The sequence below is a fragment of the Streptomyces boetiae genome (assembly GCF_031845405.1).
Taxonomy (GTDB): domain Bacteria; phylum Actinomycetota; class Actinomycetes; order Streptomycetales; family Streptomycetaceae; genus Streptomyces; species Streptomyces boetiae.
On the sequence record NZ_JAVREN010000012.1, the window covers coordinates 76,608 to 92,188 of the forward strand.

At 73.6% G+C, this 15,581-nt stretch carries 14 protein-coding genes; 6 read left to right on the plus strand and 8 right to left on the minus strand.

The window, feature by feature from the left end:
* Positions 1–217 precede the first annotated feature (217 nt).
* The gene (locus RM780_RS11140) at positions 218–640 is read right to left on the minus strand and encodes a CBS domain-containing protein (RefSeq protein WP_311630464.1); all 423 of its coding nucleotides are present in this window, start codon (positions 638–640) and stop codon (positions 218–220) included.
* 259 nt (positions 641–899) lie between these two features.
* Between RM780_RS11140 and RM780_RS11145 the strand changes: the two genes are divergently transcribed.
* Entirely contained in the window at positions 900–1,574 is a 675-nt protein-coding gene (locus RM780_RS11145; RefSeq protein ID WP_311630465.1) for a CBS domain-containing protein, read from the plus strand.
* 62 nt (positions 1,575–1,636) lie between these two features.
* Positions 1,637–1,852 (plus strand): rhodanese-like domain-containing protein, encoded by a 216-nt coding sequence (locus RM780_RS11150; protein WP_311630466.1) that lies wholly within the window; start codon positions 1,637–1,639, stop codon positions 1,850–1,852.
* Between the two features lie 201 nt (positions 1,853–2,053).
* On the opposite strand, the gene RM780_RS11155 is transcribed toward RM780_RS11150, so the two are convergent.
* On the minus strand, positions 2,054–2,986 hold the full coding sequence (locus RM780_RS11155; protein ID WP_394812937.1) for an asparaginase: 933 nt from the start codon (positions 2,984–2,986) through the stop codon (positions 2,054–2,056).
* Positions 2,987–3,472: 486 nt separating this feature from the next.
* Between RM780_RS11155 and RM780_RS11160 the strand changes: the two genes are divergently transcribed.
* Both RM780_RS11160 and RM780_RS11165 read left to right on the plus strand, forming a co-directional pair.
* Positions 3,473–6,400: a SpoIIE family protein phosphatase gene (locus RM780_RS11160; protein WP_311630468.1), complete on the plus strand. Its 2,928-nt coding sequence runs from the start codon at positions 3,473–3,475 to the stop codon at positions 6,398–6,400.
* Positions 6,401–6,470: 70 nt separating this feature from the next.
* On the plus strand, positions 6,471–7,670 hold the full coding sequence (locus tag RM780_RS11165) for a PucR family transcriptional regulator (RefSeq protein ID WP_311630469.1): 1,200 nt from the start codon (positions 6,471–6,473) through the stop codon (positions 7,668–7,670).
* A gap of 19 nt (positions 7,671–7,689) precedes the next feature.
* On the opposite strand, the gene RM780_RS11170 is transcribed toward RM780_RS11165, so the two are convergent.
* Positions 7,690–8,844, minus strand: a complete 1,155-nt coding sequence (locus RM780_RS11170; protein WP_311630470.1) for an acyl-CoA dehydrogenase family protein — start codon at positions 8,842–8,844, stop codon at positions 7,690–7,692.
* A gap of 166 nt (positions 8,845–9,010) precedes the next feature.
* Here RM780_RS11170 and RM780_RS11175 point away from each other — a divergent pair, with 166 nt between their 5' ends.
* Positions 9,011–9,667 (plus strand): TetR family transcriptional regulator, encoded by a 657-nt coding sequence (locus tag RM780_RS11175; RefSeq protein WP_311630509.1) that lies wholly within the window; start codon positions 9,011–9,013, stop codon positions 9,665–9,667.
* 86 nt (positions 9,668–9,753) lie between these two features.
* Positions 9,754–10,632, plus strand: a complete 879-nt coding sequence (locus RM780_RS11180) for a 3-hydroxybutyryl-CoA dehydrogenase (RefSeq protein ID WP_311630471.1) — start codon at positions 9,754–9,756, stop codon at positions 10,630–10,632.
* Between the two features lie 52 nt (positions 10,633–10,684).
* Here RM780_RS11180 and RM780_RS11185 read toward each other — a convergent pair whose 3' ends face one another.
* Genes RM780_RS11185 through RM780_RS11205 form a run of 5 tightly spaced genes read right to left on the minus strand, consistent with a single transcriptional unit; the run spans position 10,685 to position 15,212 of the window.
* Positions 10,685–11,392, minus strand: a complete 708-nt coding sequence (locus RM780_RS11185; RefSeq protein ID WP_311630472.1) for an ABC transporter ATP-binding protein — start codon at positions 11,390–11,392, stop codon at positions 10,685–10,687.
* A gap of 2 nt (positions 11,393–11,394) precedes the next feature.
* Complete coding sequence (locus RM780_RS11190) at positions 11,395–12,120, minus strand: ABC transporter ATP-binding protein (RefSeq protein WP_311630473.1); 726 nt, start codon at positions 12,118–12,120, stop codon at positions 11,395–11,397.
* Complete coding sequence (locus RM780_RS11195) at positions 12,117–13,109, minus strand: branched-chain amino acid ABC transporter permease (RefSeq protein WP_311630474.1); 993 nt, start codon at positions 13,107–13,109, stop codon at positions 12,117–12,119. Before RM780_RS11195 ends, RM780_RS11190 begins: the two co-directional genes overlap by 4 nt.
* A 1-nt stretch (position 13,110) precedes the next feature.
* On the minus strand, positions 13,111–13,971 hold the full coding sequence (locus RM780_RS11200) for a branched-chain amino acid ABC transporter permease (RefSeq protein ID WP_311630475.1): 861 nt from the start codon (positions 13,969–13,971) through the stop codon (positions 13,111–13,113).
* A complete protein-coding gene (locus RM780_RS11205) occupies positions 13,968–15,212 on the minus strand; it encodes an ABC transporter substrate-binding protein (RefSeq protein ID WP_311630477.1) in 1,245 nt (414 codons plus the stop codon). The genes RM780_RS11200 and RM780_RS11205 overlap by 4 nt, the downstream gene beginning before the upstream one ends.
* Positions 15,213–15,581 lie beyond the last annotated feature (369 nt).

Consider the following 15,581-nt stretch of genomic DNA (forward strand, 5'->3'; position numbering starts at 1 on the left):
CGGCGCCGGCGGGTCCCGGTGGACCCGTGCGCCCCGCCGCCCTCCCAGGCTGCCCCGGTACCGCGCGCGCCGCCCCTCGGGACCCGCCCGCCCGGGGGCATGGCCGTCCACCCGGCCGACGGCGCCGAACGGTGCCCGGGCCTCCCGCCCGGGCACCGGCGAACGGCCGGCGCGCCGACGGCCGCGGCGGGGCCGGGCCCCGGCCGGCTCCCGGCGCTCAGGCCGCGCGTGGCATCCGTTCCGGCCCGCCGCGCCGGTCGGCGTCGACGACGGCCATGAGGTCCACCCACTGCTGGGTCAGGCACCACAGCAGGTCCTCGAAGGACACCATCCCCACGAGCCGGCCCGCCTCCACGACCGGCAGGTGCCGCACCCGGGCCGAGCGCAGCACCCCGATGGCCACGGGCAGGGGCGTGGCCGGTTCCACGGCCGGCGGCTCCCCGGTCATCACCGTCTCCACCGCGTTGCCGGGCAGCAGGCCCCCGGCCAGCGTCCGCATCGCCAGGTCCCGGTCCGTCACGATGCCGGTCACGCGCTCCTCGACCACCACGGGCAGCACCGTCAGCCCCGTGGCCTCCATCCGCTCCGCGGCCTGCCGCAGCGAGGCCGTCGGCGGGATCCCGACCGCGGGTGAACTCATCGCCTCCGCCACGTTCACGGCGCACCTCCACCACACGCTGACGGCCGCCGCCGTGTGCCGCGGCCCGCCTCGCCGCCCATCGTGGGCGCAGCGCGCCGCCCGTGCCACCCACGCCCCCGCCGCCCGACCGCGGGCGTGACCCGGACGGGGCAGCCTGACATGCCGCCGACCGCCGCGCGGCGGTGTACTGGGAACGCCCGCCCTGCGACCCGGCGGACCGCTTCCGCCCCAGCGGGCCGCGACCGTGAAGGGAAACGCCATGCGGCACCGATGCGTCAGCGACCTGATGACCACCTCGGTCGTACGGGTCAGGCGAAGCGCGACGTTCAAGGACGTCGCCCGGCTGATCGCGGAGAACGACATCACCGCCCTGCCCGTGGTCGACGCCCAGGACCACCCGCTGGGCGTCGTCTCCGAGCACGACCTGATGGCCAAGTCCGCCGCCCAGGCGGAACCGGGCGGGCACCTGCTGGCCGCGGACCTCCAGCCGGCGGACCGGGCCAAGGCCACCGCGGCCACGGCGGGCGACCTGATGACGAGCCCGCCCGTCGTGGCCCGGCCGCAGTGGTCCGTGGTGGAGGCCGCCCGGGCCATGGAGCAGCACCACGTGAAGCGGCTGCCCGTCGTGGACGACACCGACCGCCTCGTCGGGATCATCAGCCGGCACGACCTCCTGCGGGTCTTCCTGCGGCGCGACCGCGCCATCCGGGAGGAGATCCAGGAGGACATCCTGCTGCACACCCTGGACATCGCCCCGGGGGCCGTCCGGGTGACGGTCGACGCCGGACGGGTCGCCCTCGACGGGACGGTGGAACGCAGGAGCCTGGTCGCCGTGGCCGAACGCCTCTGCCGCGCCGTGGACGGCGTCATCAGCGTCGACGCCCACCTGACCTGGGAACAGGACGACCTCGAGGAACCGCCCGCCGCCCCCTGACCGCCGGCCGGAACCGGCGCCGTTCAGCCCCTGCTGCCCGCCCCCGGGATCAGATGCCCCGGGTGCCGGGACCGCGTCGAAGGCGCGGCCGGCGGATCGACGAGCCGCCGCGGGACGTGGAGATCGTCGTGTACTGCCGCAGGCAGTACTGCGTGCTCGCCCACGAGGCCGTCCGGCTGCTGACCGACCTGGGCCGGCGGGCGATCCGCCTCGGTGACGGCATGCTGGAGTGGCGGCTGTCCGGGATGCCCGTCGACGCCGGGGACCTGGCGCCGTGACGGCCGGGAGGCCGCGGGCCCGCCGGTCCCTGCCTGCGTTCGCGGAAGAGCTCCCGTGACAACTCCCGCCCCCGCCACCGCGCCCGAGGAAACCGGCATACCCGGCCTCTCCCCGGTCCAGCGCCGCACCCTGCGGGTCCTGGTCGCCTCGCAGATCCCCAGCGGCGCCGGCCTGGCTCCGGCCCTTCCCCGCCGCGCCGCTCAGAGGTGGTCGGCGAAGGCGGCGACGATCGTGGCGCGGTCGGACCCGGCGGCGAGGTGGGCCAGGAGCAGCAGCCGCGCCTTGTACGGGTCGAGGGTCCCGGCGCTGATCAGGCCCCGGGCCAGGAGATCGCTCTCCGAGCCGGGAAAGGCGTAGGTGCGGGAGAGAACGCCCCCGGCCCCCGTCCGCGAGGCCAGGACGACCGGCAGCCGCGCGGCCAGCGTTCCCAGCCCCGCCACCCAGCTCTCCGGCACGTGCCCGGCCCCGAAGGCGGCGACGACCACGCCGTTCACCCGGTCCGCGAGCCCGTCCAGGAGAACGCCGTCGCTCCCCAGCGCCGCCGTGACCACCTCGACCTTCACCCGCCGGGTCAACGGCCGCCCCACCGTTGGCCGCCCCTCCGGGGTCGCGTGGACGCGCGGCGCCCCCTCGGCCATCCGCCCGATCGGCCCGGCGTTCGGCGAGCTGAACGCCCCCGGGCTCGTCGCGTGCGTCTTGCGCACCCAACGCGCCGCGTGGATCTCGTCGTTGAAGACCACCAGCACCCCGAGGTGCCGCGCGACCGGCGAGGCCGCCGTCCGCACCGCCGCCAGCAGGTTCGCCGGGCCGTCCGCGCCCGCGATCCCGGGGTGGCGCATCGCGCCGGTCAGCACGACGGGCGCCTCGCCGCGGTAGAGGAGGTCCAGCAGGAAGGACGTTTCCTCCAGCGTGTCCGTCCCCTGCGTGATCACCACCCCCGCGAACCCCTCGGCCCCCGCCTTCTCCACCCGCCCGGCCAGCTCCGCCACGTCCTCCACCGTGAGCCCGGCGCTCGGGACCTGACGGAAGTCCTCCACCTCGACCGCCGCCTCCTCCGCCAGCCCCGGCACCGCCGCCACGAGGTCGGCCCCGGTCAGCCTCGGCGCCACGCCCCCGGGCCCGTCCCCGGCCATGGCGATGGTCCCGCCCAGGGTCAGCACGAGAACGGCGTTCCGCCGGGAGACTTGGGAATCGGGAAGCACGGAAGCACCTTTCGGAAGACCGGTTCGACGGATGTCGCCGCGGCGGACGCATGGGCGGGCGCGGCCGGTCCCCCAGGGTTGCCCGCCCCCCTTCCGGCGACGATACGTCGGCCCGGATGTCACCGCGGACATCGGGGGAAGCCACCGGTGTCCGGCCCCGGCACCGCCACCGGTCGGCGTGGCCACCAGCCCGCACGGAACGGAGCGCCCGGACCCGCCCGGGTCCGCGAAGACCACGCGGAGCGGGCCCCGGTGGGCCCGCCCGGGGCAAGCCGGTGACGCGGTGCGTGTCAGGTATATATTCCGTTACACACCTTTTGCTGCATCTGTCGCGAGATATCCGGCGCTTCGCGCGGCGGACGCAGACGCCGGTCGAAGGCTGTCAGTCGGAGGCTGATCGGAAGGACCATCACGACCGTGGATGCGAGGCATGACGGGAGCACGGAGGAGCGGCTGGGGCCCACGCCGGCCCGTCGGCTGCGCTTTCTCGCGGCCGTGGACGACAGCCAGGAGGACACCGGCGTTCTGACGGCCGGCCTCCAGCAGGCGACGGCGGAACTCGGCGGGCTCGGGGGGATGGCCCACCTGCGCGCGGGCGGCACGTCCCGGACCCTGTACGTGGTCGCGAGCACCGGGCTGCCCCGCGGGTTCACGCGCCCCTGGGAGAGCATCCGCGCGGACGGCCAGGCCCCTCCCGCCCGGGCCATGCGGGAGGGCCGCACGGTGTGGTCGCCGACCGTGGCCGCGCCGGATCAGGAGCGCGGGGACGCGTCGGCCGTCCCCCAGCCCGCGGCCCTGTCCGCGGGGCTCGGGCTGGTGGCGGTGCCGCTGCGCGGGCCGGGCGGCTCCGTCGGCGCGCTGTCCGTGCTGATTCCCTCGCCGGGCCCTTCGGGCGGCGGGCCCGATGCCGCGGGGCTGGCGTTTCTCGGGGAGGTGGCCCGGTGGGCCGCCGGGCGACTGCGGCTGACGTCCCCCTCACCGGAGAATCTGTCCCCCGCCCTGCTCCAGGCGCTCCAGACCGGTCCGGATCTCCGGCAGGCCCTGAAGGACGTCGCGGCCGAACCCTTCGAGTGGGATCTCAGGACGGGCGAGCTGACCTTCCCCGACACGATGCGCGCGCTGCTCAGCGATCTGGACCCGGCGGCGCTCGACGGGCGGATGGAGAACTGGGTGGACGCCATCCACCCGGACGACAAGCCCTGGGTGGTCACCGAGGTCGACCGCGCCATTCGCGCCGGCGGTGCGTACGACGTCGAGCACCGGACCCGGTGGGCGGACGGGACCTACGGCTGGGTCCGGATCCGCGGCCGGGCGCTGACCGATGACGCGGGCCATCCGGTCCGGGTCGTGGGCACCGTGTGGAACACCACCGAGACCCATGCGGCGCTGGAGTCGGCGGGCCGTGCGCTGCGGCACATGAGCGACGGCTTCCTGGCCGTGGGCGGGGACTGGCGGACCGAGTTCGCCAACGGGACGGCCGAGAGCCTCCTCGGCTCCCCGCCCGGCCTGGTGGGCAAGCCGCTGTGGGACGTTCCGGCCGTGCGGGCGGTGCCGGGCCTGGAGGAACGCGCCCGCGAGGCCGCCGCCCGGGGCACGCCGGGCGGGTTCGATGTCCGCTGGCCGGACAGCGACCGCTGGTACCACCTGCGGCTCGTCCCCGTCCCCGACGGCCTCACCCTCTACATCACCGACATCACGGAACGGCGCCTGCGCGAGGCCGCCCAGCGGGCCGCCGCCGACCGCGCCGCCCTCGTGGCACGGCTCACCCGCCACCTGGCCGAGGCGGTCACCGCGCAGGATGTCGTCACCGCCGTCGCCGACAGCGTCCTGCCCCCCTTCGGCGCCGCCGGCCTGGTCGTCTTCGCCGCGGAGAACGACCGCCTGAACGTCGTCGGCTCGGTCGGCTACCCCCGCGCGCTCCTCTCCCGGGTCCACGGCCGGCCGATCGCCGCCGACACCCCCGTGGGCGAGGCGCTGCGCACGCGCACGCCGCAGTTCGTCGAATCGGCGGACGCCTTCGCCGCCCGCTACCCGGGGATGGCCTCCGGCACGGACGAGCGGGCGGAACCGGGCGGGCCGGGCGGGAAGTCCGCCTGGGCGTTCCTGCCCCTGACCGTCTCCGGCCGTGGCATCGGGGCGGCGGTCGTCTCCTTCGATCACCCGCGCCGCTTCGACGGCGACGAGCGCACGCTGCTCACCGCGCTGAGCGGACTGATCGCCCAGGCGCTGGAACGGGCCGGACTCTACGACGCCGCCGCCACCCGCGCACGCGAACTCCAGCGCGCCCTCCTCCCCCGCGAGCTGCCCGCCCTGCCCGCCGCCACCTCCGCGGCCCGCTACCTGCCCGCCGGACCGGGCACGGAGGTGGGCGGGGACTGGTACGACGTCATCCCGCTCTCCGCCGACCGCGTCGCCCTCGTCATCGGCGACGTGATGGGCCACGGCATGGCCCAGGCGGCCACCATGGGGCGCCTTCGCACCGCCGTGCGCACCCTCTCGGACCTCGAACTGCCCCCCGACGACATCCTCGCCCGTCTCAACGACATCGTCGGCGACCTGGGCGAGGACTACTTCGCCACCTGCCTGTACGGGATCTACGACCCCGTCACCGGCCACTTCGGCTACGCCAGCGCCGGCCACCCCCCGCCCGCCACCGTCCGCCCGGACGGCGCTGTCACCTACCCCAGCCTCATCCCCGACCCGCCCCTCGGCGTCGCCGCCCCTCCCTTCGACACCGTCGACGTCCGCCTGGCCGACGACGCCCTGCTCGTCCTCTACACCGACGGGCTGGTCGAGCATCCGGGCCGCGACATCGACCAGGGCATGGCCCGGCTCGCCCGCGTCCTGCGCGGCGGACCGAGCGAAGACCTGGACGCCCTGTGCGACGCCGTGACCGGGGCCCTGCTCCCCGCCGGCCGGCAGGCGGCCGACGACGCCGCCCTGCTGATCACCCGCGTCCGCGAACTGGCGCCGGAGGACGTCGCCACCTGGCCGCTGCCCGACGACCCGGTCGCCGCGGGCCAGGCCCGCGGCCACATCCGCGCCCAGCTCGCCGCGTGGGACCTCGAAGATCTGGAGATGACCACCGAGCTCCTGGCCAGCGAACTCGTCGGCAACGTCATCCGTCACGCCAAGGGCCCCGTCCACCTCCGCCTGCTGCGCAGCCGGACACTCATCTGCGAGGTCTCCGACGGGAGCCTCACCACCCCCCACATCCGCCACGCCGCCGCCACCGACGAGAGCGGGCGCGGCCTCCAGCTCGTCGCCGCCGTGGCCCACCGCTGGGGCACCCGCCACACCCCCGCCGGCAAGACCATCTGGACCGAGCAACCCATTCCACGCTGAGGCCCGACCCCCGCTTCATGCCCTCCCGGCGGCCCCCGGTCCCCGCGCCGCGCGGCGGTACGCTGCGGCCATGGACCACCCGGCGTCGCGCAGCGAGACCATCTCCGTGGTGTCGGCGCTGCTGCGCCGGGCGCCCGAGCTGGGGGACCGGCTGGCCCGGAACCTCCGCGCCGAGCTGGAGTCCTACCGCGACGAGGACCGGGTGCCCGCCGACTCCCTGCGGGAGTCCTGCCGCCGGAACCTCGAACTGCCGCTCCGGCACCTGCTCACCCCCGACCGGCCGCCGGACCTCGCACCGGCCCGCAAGACCGGTCGCGATCGGGCCCTCCAGGGGATTCCGCTGCCCGAGGTGCTCTACGCCTTCCGGACCGGCTTCGAGCTGCTCTGGTCCGAGCTGGTCGTCGAGGCCCGCCGCACCGAGGGCGTGTCGAGCGAGACGCTGGTGCCGCTGGCCGCCGAGGTGTGGCGGCTGGTCGGCGAGTACTCCGACACGATGGCCATGGCCTACCGGGAGACCGCGGCCGAGCTCACGCTGCGCCGCGAGCGGGAGCGTTCCGTCCTCGTGGAGGCCCTGTTCACGGGCGTCATCACCGACCGGGTCACCCAGTGGGAGGCCGCCAGGACGCTCGGCCTCTCGGCCACCGGCCCCTACCTCGTCGCGGCGGCGGACGTTCCGGCGCCCGGCCAGGAGGCGCTGCCCGGCGTCGAGGCCGCGCTGCTGGCCGGCCAGGTGCCGTCCGCCTGGCGGCTCCTGCCCGACCAGCAGATCGGCGTGCTGTCCGTCCGCTCGGCCGACGCCGAGGCCACGGCCCTGGACATCCTCCGGGAGCACGGCACCCGCCTCGGCGTCAGCCCGCGGTACGACGCGCTGAGCGACACACCGCGGGCCCTGCGGCTCGCCCGGCTTGCGCTCGCCGGCCTGCCGGCCGGGAAGCCCGGTTTGGCCCAGTTCAGCGACAGCCCCGTCGCCATGCTGGCGGCGGCGGCCCCCGAGGAGGCGCGGCGGCTGGCCGGGGCCGTGCTGGAGGGGGTGCTGGGGCTGCCGCGGCGCGAGCGGGACCGGCTGCTGGAAACCCTGGAGGTCTGGTACGCCGCGGGCGGCTCCGCGGACGAGGTCGGGCGACGGCTCTTCTGCCACCCCAACACCGTCCGGTACCGGCTGCGCGCGGTCGAGGAGCTGACCGGCCGCTCGCTGAAGGACCCCGGCGCGGTGACCGACCTCGGCGTCGCGCTCCGCGCGCTGCGGCTGGTCCCCGCGGACGCCGCCTGAGGCCCCGTCTCCCTTACGGTCAGGGCAGGTTGCGTGCCATGACGATGCGTTGGACCTGGTTGGTGCCTTCGTAGATCTGGGTGATCTTGGCGTCGCGCATCATGCGTTCGAGGGGGTAGTCGCGGGTGTAGCCGTAGCCGCCCAGGAGCTGGACGGCGTCGGTGGTGATCTCCATCGCGGCGTCGGAGGCGTAGCACTTGGCGGCGGCGCCGAAGAACGTCAGGTCGGGGTCGTTGCGTTCGGACTTCGCGGCGGCGGCGTAGGTGAGCTGGCGGGCGGCCTCCAGCTTCATGGCCATGTCGGCGAGCATGAACTGGATGCCCTGGAAGTCGCCGATGGGCTTGCCGAACTGCTTGCGTTCGCGGACGTAGCCCTTGGCGTAGTCCAGGGCGCCCTGGGCGACGCCCAGGGCCTGGGCGGCGATGGTGATGCGGGTGTGGTCCAGGGTGCGCATGGCGGTGGTGAAGCCGGTGCCCTCCTCGCCGATCATGCGGCCGGCGGGGATGCGGACGTTGTCGAGGTAGACCTCGCGGGTGGGGGAGCCCTTGATGCCGAGTTTCTTCTCGGGGGCGCCGAAGGAGACGCCCTCGTCCGACTTCTCGACGACGAAGGCGGAGATGCCGCCGCGGGTGCGCTTCTCGGGGTCGGTGAGGGCCATGACGGTGTAGTACTCGGAGACGCCGGCGTTGGTGATCCAGCGCTTGACGCCGTTGAGGACGTAGTGGTCGCCGTCGCGGACCGCGCGGGTCTTCATGCCCCCGGCGTCGGAGCCGGCGTCCGGCTCGGACAGGCAGTAGGAGAACATCGCCTCGCCGCGGGCCAGCGGCGTGAGGTACCTGGCCTTCAGCTCCTTGGAGCCCGAAAGGGCCACCGGGAGCGAGCCGAGCTTGTTGACGGCCGGGATCAGGGAGGAGGAACAGCACACCCGCGCGACCTCCTCGATCACGATCACCGTGGCCAGGGCGTCGGCGCCGGCGCCGCCGAACTCCTCGGGGACGTGCACCGCGTGCAGGTCGGCAGCGACCAGCGCGTCCAGGGCCTCCCGGGGGAAACGCCCCTCCTCATCGACCTCGGCCGCGTACGGGGCGATCTTCGCCTCCGCCAGCGCACGCACGGACTCCCGGAGCAGCACATGCTCCTCCGACGGGCGGTAGAGATCGAAATCCTGATGCATCGGGGCTCCAGTGGGAGAAGGGGGGAACGGGAACGCCAGGAATGGCACTCAGTACCCTCGATTATGCATACTGAGTGCCATCGCGTCATGCCGGTGTTATGTTCCCGCCATGACCGAGGCACGCGGCCGGAAGCAGGCGACGGAGAGCGGGACGGCGAAGCCGCCGATGCGGGAGGCCATCGTCGAGGCCGCGTTCCAGCTCTTCCTCGCGCGCGGCTTCGAGCAGACCACCATCGACGACATCGTCGCGCGCGCCGGGGTGGGACGCCGCTCGTTCTTCCGCCACTTCCCGTCCAAGGAAGCGGTCGTCTTCCCCGATCACGACCGGTGCCTGGCCGACATGACCCGCTTCCTCGCCGCCGACGACGACGGCCACCCGGTCGAGCGGGTCTGCGAGGCCGCCCGCCTGGTGCTGCGCATGTACGCGGAGAACCCGGAGTTCTCCGTCCAGCGCTACCGGCTGACCCGGAAGGTCCCCGGGCTGCGCACCCACGAGCTGGCCGTCGTCTGGAGGTACGAGCGCACCCTCGCCCAGTACCTGCGCACCCGCTTCGCCGGCCGGCCCGGCGGCTCCCTGCGCGCCGATGTCATCGCCGCCGCGGTGGTCGCCGCGCACAACAACGCCCTCCGCTCCTGGCTGCGGTCGGGCGGCGACGACGACGCCACCGCCGCCATGGACGAGGCGATGGCCTACGTCCGGGAGTCCTTCGGCGACCCGGGGCCGCCCGCCGACGTGGTGGTCGTGGTCGCGCGGCGCGGCGCCCCGATGTGGCGGGTCGTCCAGGAGGTCGAGGCCGCGGCCAGAGGCGACAGCCCCACCTAGAAGGCACTCAGTACCTTCAAGAGCGACACCAAGTGCCATATGCTCCTCCATGGGCGCGCTCCGCCTCCCTTACCTCTGGAGACACCATGGAAGCCATTTCCCGTCTCGGCGTCGTCGGCTGCGGCCTGATGGGCTCCGGCATCGCCGAGGTCGCCGCCCTGCGCGGCATCGAGGTCCTCGTCGCCGAGGCCACCCCGGACGCCGTCCGCGCCGGACGGCGGCGTCTGACCGCCTCCCTGGACCGCGCGGTCGAGCGAGGCAAGATCACCGGCGCCGAGCGGGACGCCGCCCGCTCCCGCCTCGCCTTCACCCACGACCTCGGCGACATGGCCGACCGCCAGTTCGTCATCGAGGCCGTCGCCGAGAACCCCGCCGTCAAGACCGACGTCATCCGCACCCTGGACAAGGCGGTCGCCGACCCCGAGGCCATCCTCGCGACCAACACCTCGTCCATCCCGATCGTCGACCTCGCCGTCGCCACCCGGCGCCCGGACCGGGTCGTCGGCCTGCACTTCTTCAACCCCGTGCCCGTGCAGCGGCTGGTCGAGCTGATCCCCGCGCTGACCACCAGCACGGAAACCCTCGACCGCGCCCGGCATCTGGCCACCGCGCAGCTCGGCAAGGAGGCCATCCTCGCCTCGGACCAGTCGGGCTTCGTGGTCAACGCCCTGCTGATCCCCTACCTGCTCGCCGCCGTCCGGATGCTGGAGTCCGGCGTCGCCGCCGCGGACGACATCGACCGGGGCATGGAACTGGGCTGCGCCCACCCCATGGGCCCCCTGCGCCTCCTCGACCTCATCGGCCTCGACACCGCCCAGGCCGTGGCCCGGTCCATGTACGAGGAGTTCAAGGAGCCCCTGTACGCGGCCCCCGCGCTGCTGCGCCGGATGGTCGCCGCCGGCAGGCTCGGCCGGAAGAGCGGCCGGGGCTTCTACGACTACGCCGCCCCGGGCGTTACCGCCTGAACGCCCGTCGGGCCCGGCGGGCGGCTCGCCGCCGCCGGGCCCGGCCGGTTCGTCAGCCCGCCGTCCCCAGGTAGGCGTCGGACACAGTGTCGGTGCCGAGGAGTTCGGCGACCGGGCCGTGGGCGGTGATCCGGCCGTGGGCGAGGACGTAGGCGGTGGTGCACAGCGTCTCGACGAGGCGGACGTTCTGCTCGACCAGGAGCATCGTGGTGCCCTCGGCTGCGATGTCGTGGAGGACCTGGCCGACCTCGTCCACGGCGACGGGGGAAAGACCGCTTGAGGGTTCGTCCAGGAGGATGAGGCGGGGTTCGGACATGAGGGCGCGGGCGATAGCGACGGTCTGCTGCTGGCCGCCGCTGAGGCGTCCGGCGGCTTCGTCGCGGCGTCCGTGCAGCCAGGGGAAACGCCCGTAGATGCGCTCCAGGCGCCTTCGGCAGGTCACGCGTCCCTGCCCGTAGGCCCCCAGCAGCAGGTTGTCCTCGATGGTCAGGTTGGGGAACAGCCGCCGGTTCTCGGGGCACAGCGCGATGCCGGCACGCACCAGGGCGGTGGTGTCGTACGCGGTGACGTCCTGGTCGTCGAGGGTGATGCGGCCGGTGCGCCGGGGGACGCGGTGGTGGATGCCCAGGAGGGTGGTGGTCTTGCCGGCGCCGTTGGCGCCGAGGATGCCGGTGACGGTGCCGGTCCCGGCGTGGAGGGTGAGGTCGCGCACGGCGGTGGTGGGGCCGAAGGCGACGGTGAGGTCGTGGACGGTGAGCATGCTCAGGCTCCTCCCAGGTAGGAGGTGATGACGGCTTTGTCGGTGCGGATCTCCTCGGGGGTGCCGGTGGCGAGGACGGCACCCGCGGCCATGACCAGCACGGTGTCGGCCAGGGGCATGAGGAAACGCATGTTGTGATCGACCACGACGACGCCCACGCCCAGGTCGTCGGCGACCCGGCGGACGGCCTCGCCGAGGATGTCCGCCTCGTTGTGGTCCATGCCGACGGCGGGTTCGTCCAGGAGGAGGACGCGAGGCCCGGTGGCCAGGGCGAGGGCGATCATCGCCAGCCGCTGGGCGGCGCTGGTGAGACCGGCGCAGGGGCGGTCCAGCAGTCCGTCCAGGGCGAGAACGCGGGCCAGTTCCTCGTCCGGCCAGGTCGTGTGCCGCCCCGGCTGCCGCCTGTTCCGTTCGCCGTGGGCGAGGCGGAGGCTGTCGCGGAGGGTCCAGGTGGGGAAGAGGCGGGTGGTCTGGAAGGTGCGGGCGATCCCGGCCCGGGCCGCCCGGTGGGCGCCGCGCCCGGACGCCGTGCGCCCGTCGAGGCTCACGGTGCCGGCCGTGGGGGCGTGCGTGCCGGCGAGGATGCTCAGCAGCGTCGTCTTGCCGGAGCCGTTGGGACCGATGAGCCCGAGGATCGAGCCCGCGTCGAGGGTGAAGGAGACGTCGTCGACGGCGGCGACGCCGCCGAATTTCTTGGTGAGTCCCTGGGCGTGGAGCAGTGTGGTCATGGGGTGGCGGCCTCCTTCCGGGCCCCGCCGGTGAGGACGGCGGGGCGCAGGCGGTGCCAGAGGGCGGCGAGTCCGCCGAGGATGCCCTCGGGGGCGACGAGGGTGACGGCGACGAAGAGGACGCCGAGGACGATCTGGCTGACTCCGGGGCCCAGGTCGAGGAGTTGGGTGAGGGTGAGGACGACGGCGCTGCCGACGACGGGGGCCAGGAGGCGTCCCGCTCCGGCGAGGCCGATGGCGACGAACATGAGGAAGCTCTGGGTGAAGGAGAACTGGGAGGGGGCGATGACGCCGTTGTACTGGGCGAAGAGGACGCCGGCCCAGGCGCCGAAGCCGGCGGAGAGGACGAAGGCGAGGAGTTTGACGCGGGCGGTCGGGACGCCGAGGTGCTGGGCGAGGTCCTCGTCCTCGCGGATGGCGCGCAGGCGGGCCCCGAGGCGGCTGCGGGCCAGGACGTAGTACAGGGCCAGGGCCACGGAGAGGGAGAGGGCCATCAGGGTGATGGTGTCGTCCAGGGTGTAGCCGAGGTCGACGGGGCGGCCGTTGGGGCCACCGGTCCAGTCGGTGGCGTTGGTGAGGACCAGGGTGATGACGGCGGTGAAGAAGAGGGTGCCGATGGCGAAGTACTGGCCGCGGGTGCGGCTGAAGACGAGGGCGACGACCAGCCCGGCCAGCATGGTCCCGGTGACCGCGAGGAGCGCGGCCACGGTCATGGACAGGCCCTCTTCGAGGAGGATCGCCGAGAGGTAGGCGCCGCCGCCGTAGAACGCCGCGTGCGCCAGGCTCGGGTAACCCCCGAGCCCCTGGACCAGGTTCAGGCCGGTGAGGGCGATGGTCCACATCACGGCGAGCAGCGCGACCTGGCCCTGCTCGCCTTCGAGCGAGGTCAGCATCCCGTGGGCGAGCAGGCCCAGCGCGGCGATTCCGCCCAGGGCCCCTCCGTGCCGCAGCCAGGGCGGCGGTCCGTTCAGTGGTGCGGAGGTGTGCACGTCAGGCCACCCTTCTTGCCTGGGCGCCGGCGAGCCCCGAGGGGCGCCAGACGAGGACGGTCACGAGGAGGAGGAATCCGAAGGCGCTCTGGTAGGAGGAGCTGACGTAGGCCGAGCCCAGGCTCTCGGCGATGCCGAGGACCATCCCGCCGGCCACCGCGCCGCCCACGCTGCCCATTCCCCCGAGGACCACGACGACGAAGGCACTGAGCAGAACCGTGTCGGCCATGTAGGGCGAGACCTGGAAGGTCGGCGCGTAGGCGACGGCCGCGACGCCGGCCAGCAGTCCCGCGATGAGGAAGGCGAGCGTGAACTGCCGGCGCATCGGGATGCCGAGCATGGCCGCCGCCTCCCGGTCCTGGGCGACCGCCCGCATCGCCCGGCCCAGCGACGTGCGCGTCAGCAGCAGGTGCAGGGCGGCAAGGGACGCGAACGCCAGCACGATCAGCGCGATCCTCACGCCGGACAGCGACACCCCGCCGAACTCCAGAAGCGCGTCGTCGTAGGGGGTGTCCAGCGAACGGCCGTCCCCGCCGTACATCCGCAGCGCGGTGTTCTGGAGGATCAGCAGCAGCCCGAGGGCGACGGCGGGCGCGGCGGCGGGGTTGTCGATGATCCACCGGTAGGCCAGCACCTCGGTCAGCACCGAGACCGCGCCGCCGCAGGCGATCCCGGCCAGGGCGGCGAGGACGAAGGGGGCTCCGGCGTCACTGGCCCACCAGGTGGTGTAGGCGGCCAGGACGATGACGCCGGCGTGCGCGAAGTTGGGCACCTCCATCACGCCGTAGACGAGGGTGAGCCCGACGGCGATGACGGCGAACAGACAGCCGAGGAAGACGCCGTTGACGAGAACCTGACTCATGAGCAGGGGTCCGCCGCGAGCTCGGGCGACACGATCTCGCCGTCGACGACATCGAAGGTGAGGGCGCTGTCGATGGTCTGCTGACCGGAGCACCAGGTGGTGACCTCCGAGGCCGTGCGGGCGCCGCGGTCCGTGAAGAGCCGCCCGTCCTCACCGGCAATCCAGCCGCTGACGGTGCCCTCGGGCACCTCGATCTCGTGCAGCGCCTCGGTGATCGCCTGCGGGTCGGTCGTGGTCCCGGCCCGTTCCATCGCCTCGGCGACGATGAAGGGGAAGTCGTAGGCCCACATGGTCAGATCCTGCGGGTACTCGTCGTAGGCGGCCTGGTAATCCTCGGCGAACGCGCTCGTCGCGGGGTTGGCCGAGGTGGTGGGCAGCGTTCCGGCACAGTCGTAATTGTTCGTCATGATCGTGTCGAAGCCACTGCCGAGGATCTCCTCGGCCTGTTCGGGGTTGACGCCGCTGCTGTGCAGGACGGGGCCGTCGTAGCCGGACTGCCGAAGCTGCTTGAGGACCGGCAGGATCACGCCCGTCACGCTGCTCAGGTAGATCGCGTCCGGGTCCGCCGCCACCGCCTCGCCGATCGCGTTGCTGTAGTCGGTCGCCCCCAGCGGGAACTCACTGCTCGCCGCGATCTCCACGCCCTCCCGCCCGGCCGACTCCTGGACCAGCTGGGTCAGGCCCTCGCCGTAGGGCTCGCCCGAGGCGGTGATGACCGAGACGGAGGCGGCGCCGAGCTCCTCCCTGGCGTAGTGGAGGCAGCCCGGCACATAGGTCGGCGAGCCGCCGCGGGTGAGGAAGAGGTTCTCGTTCAGGTCGAGGATGCTGGGGTACGAGCTGTCCAGGACGTTGATCATCGGGACGGGCGTGCGTTCGAGCTGCGGCACGTAGGTCGCCGAGCCCAAGCCGTAGGCGATGACCGGGAGTTCCTGGGCCTGGGTCATCTCCCGCAGGGCGGTCACGCCGGTGGTGGCCGGGTCGGACCCGTCGTCGGCGTAGCTGATCTCCAGCTCGTACTGCTCGCCGGCGACGGTGAAGCCCGTCTCGTTGAGCGCCTGGACGCCCAGGTCCATGGCGTTCCGCTGCGCCGGGCCGAGCGTCGAGTAGACCCCGGACATGGACAGGATCGCGCCGACCGTGACGGTGCCGCCGTCACCGCCGGAGTCGCTGTCGGAGGCGCAGGCGGCCGTGGAGACGAGTATCGCGGCGGCCGTCAGGGCCGCTGCCGGTCTGAAAAGCATGGTGATTCCTCACAAAGGTCGGGGTGAAGTGCTGCCGCACTCTAGGTCGGCCGATGGCGGCAATCAAGAGATTCGTTCGACATTGCCGAATCGCTGCCGAATCGCGCCCCGCACCCCGGCCCCCTTCCTGACCTGCCGGATCTCCGATCTGTCGCCTGCCGGCGCGAGCGCATACCTCTTATACGGCGAACGGTTCGAGTGACTGGCGTTCGACATTGTCGACCACCCTCGATCGTCTCGGGACCCGGGCGCTGATTGTTCCCAGCGACAAAGCGCCGGGGCGAACTCTGTGAGCGGCGCCATGGCCGACCGGCGGTCCGACGGCGCACCATGACGCGGATGTCAATGGCTGATATCCGGGGAGATGCG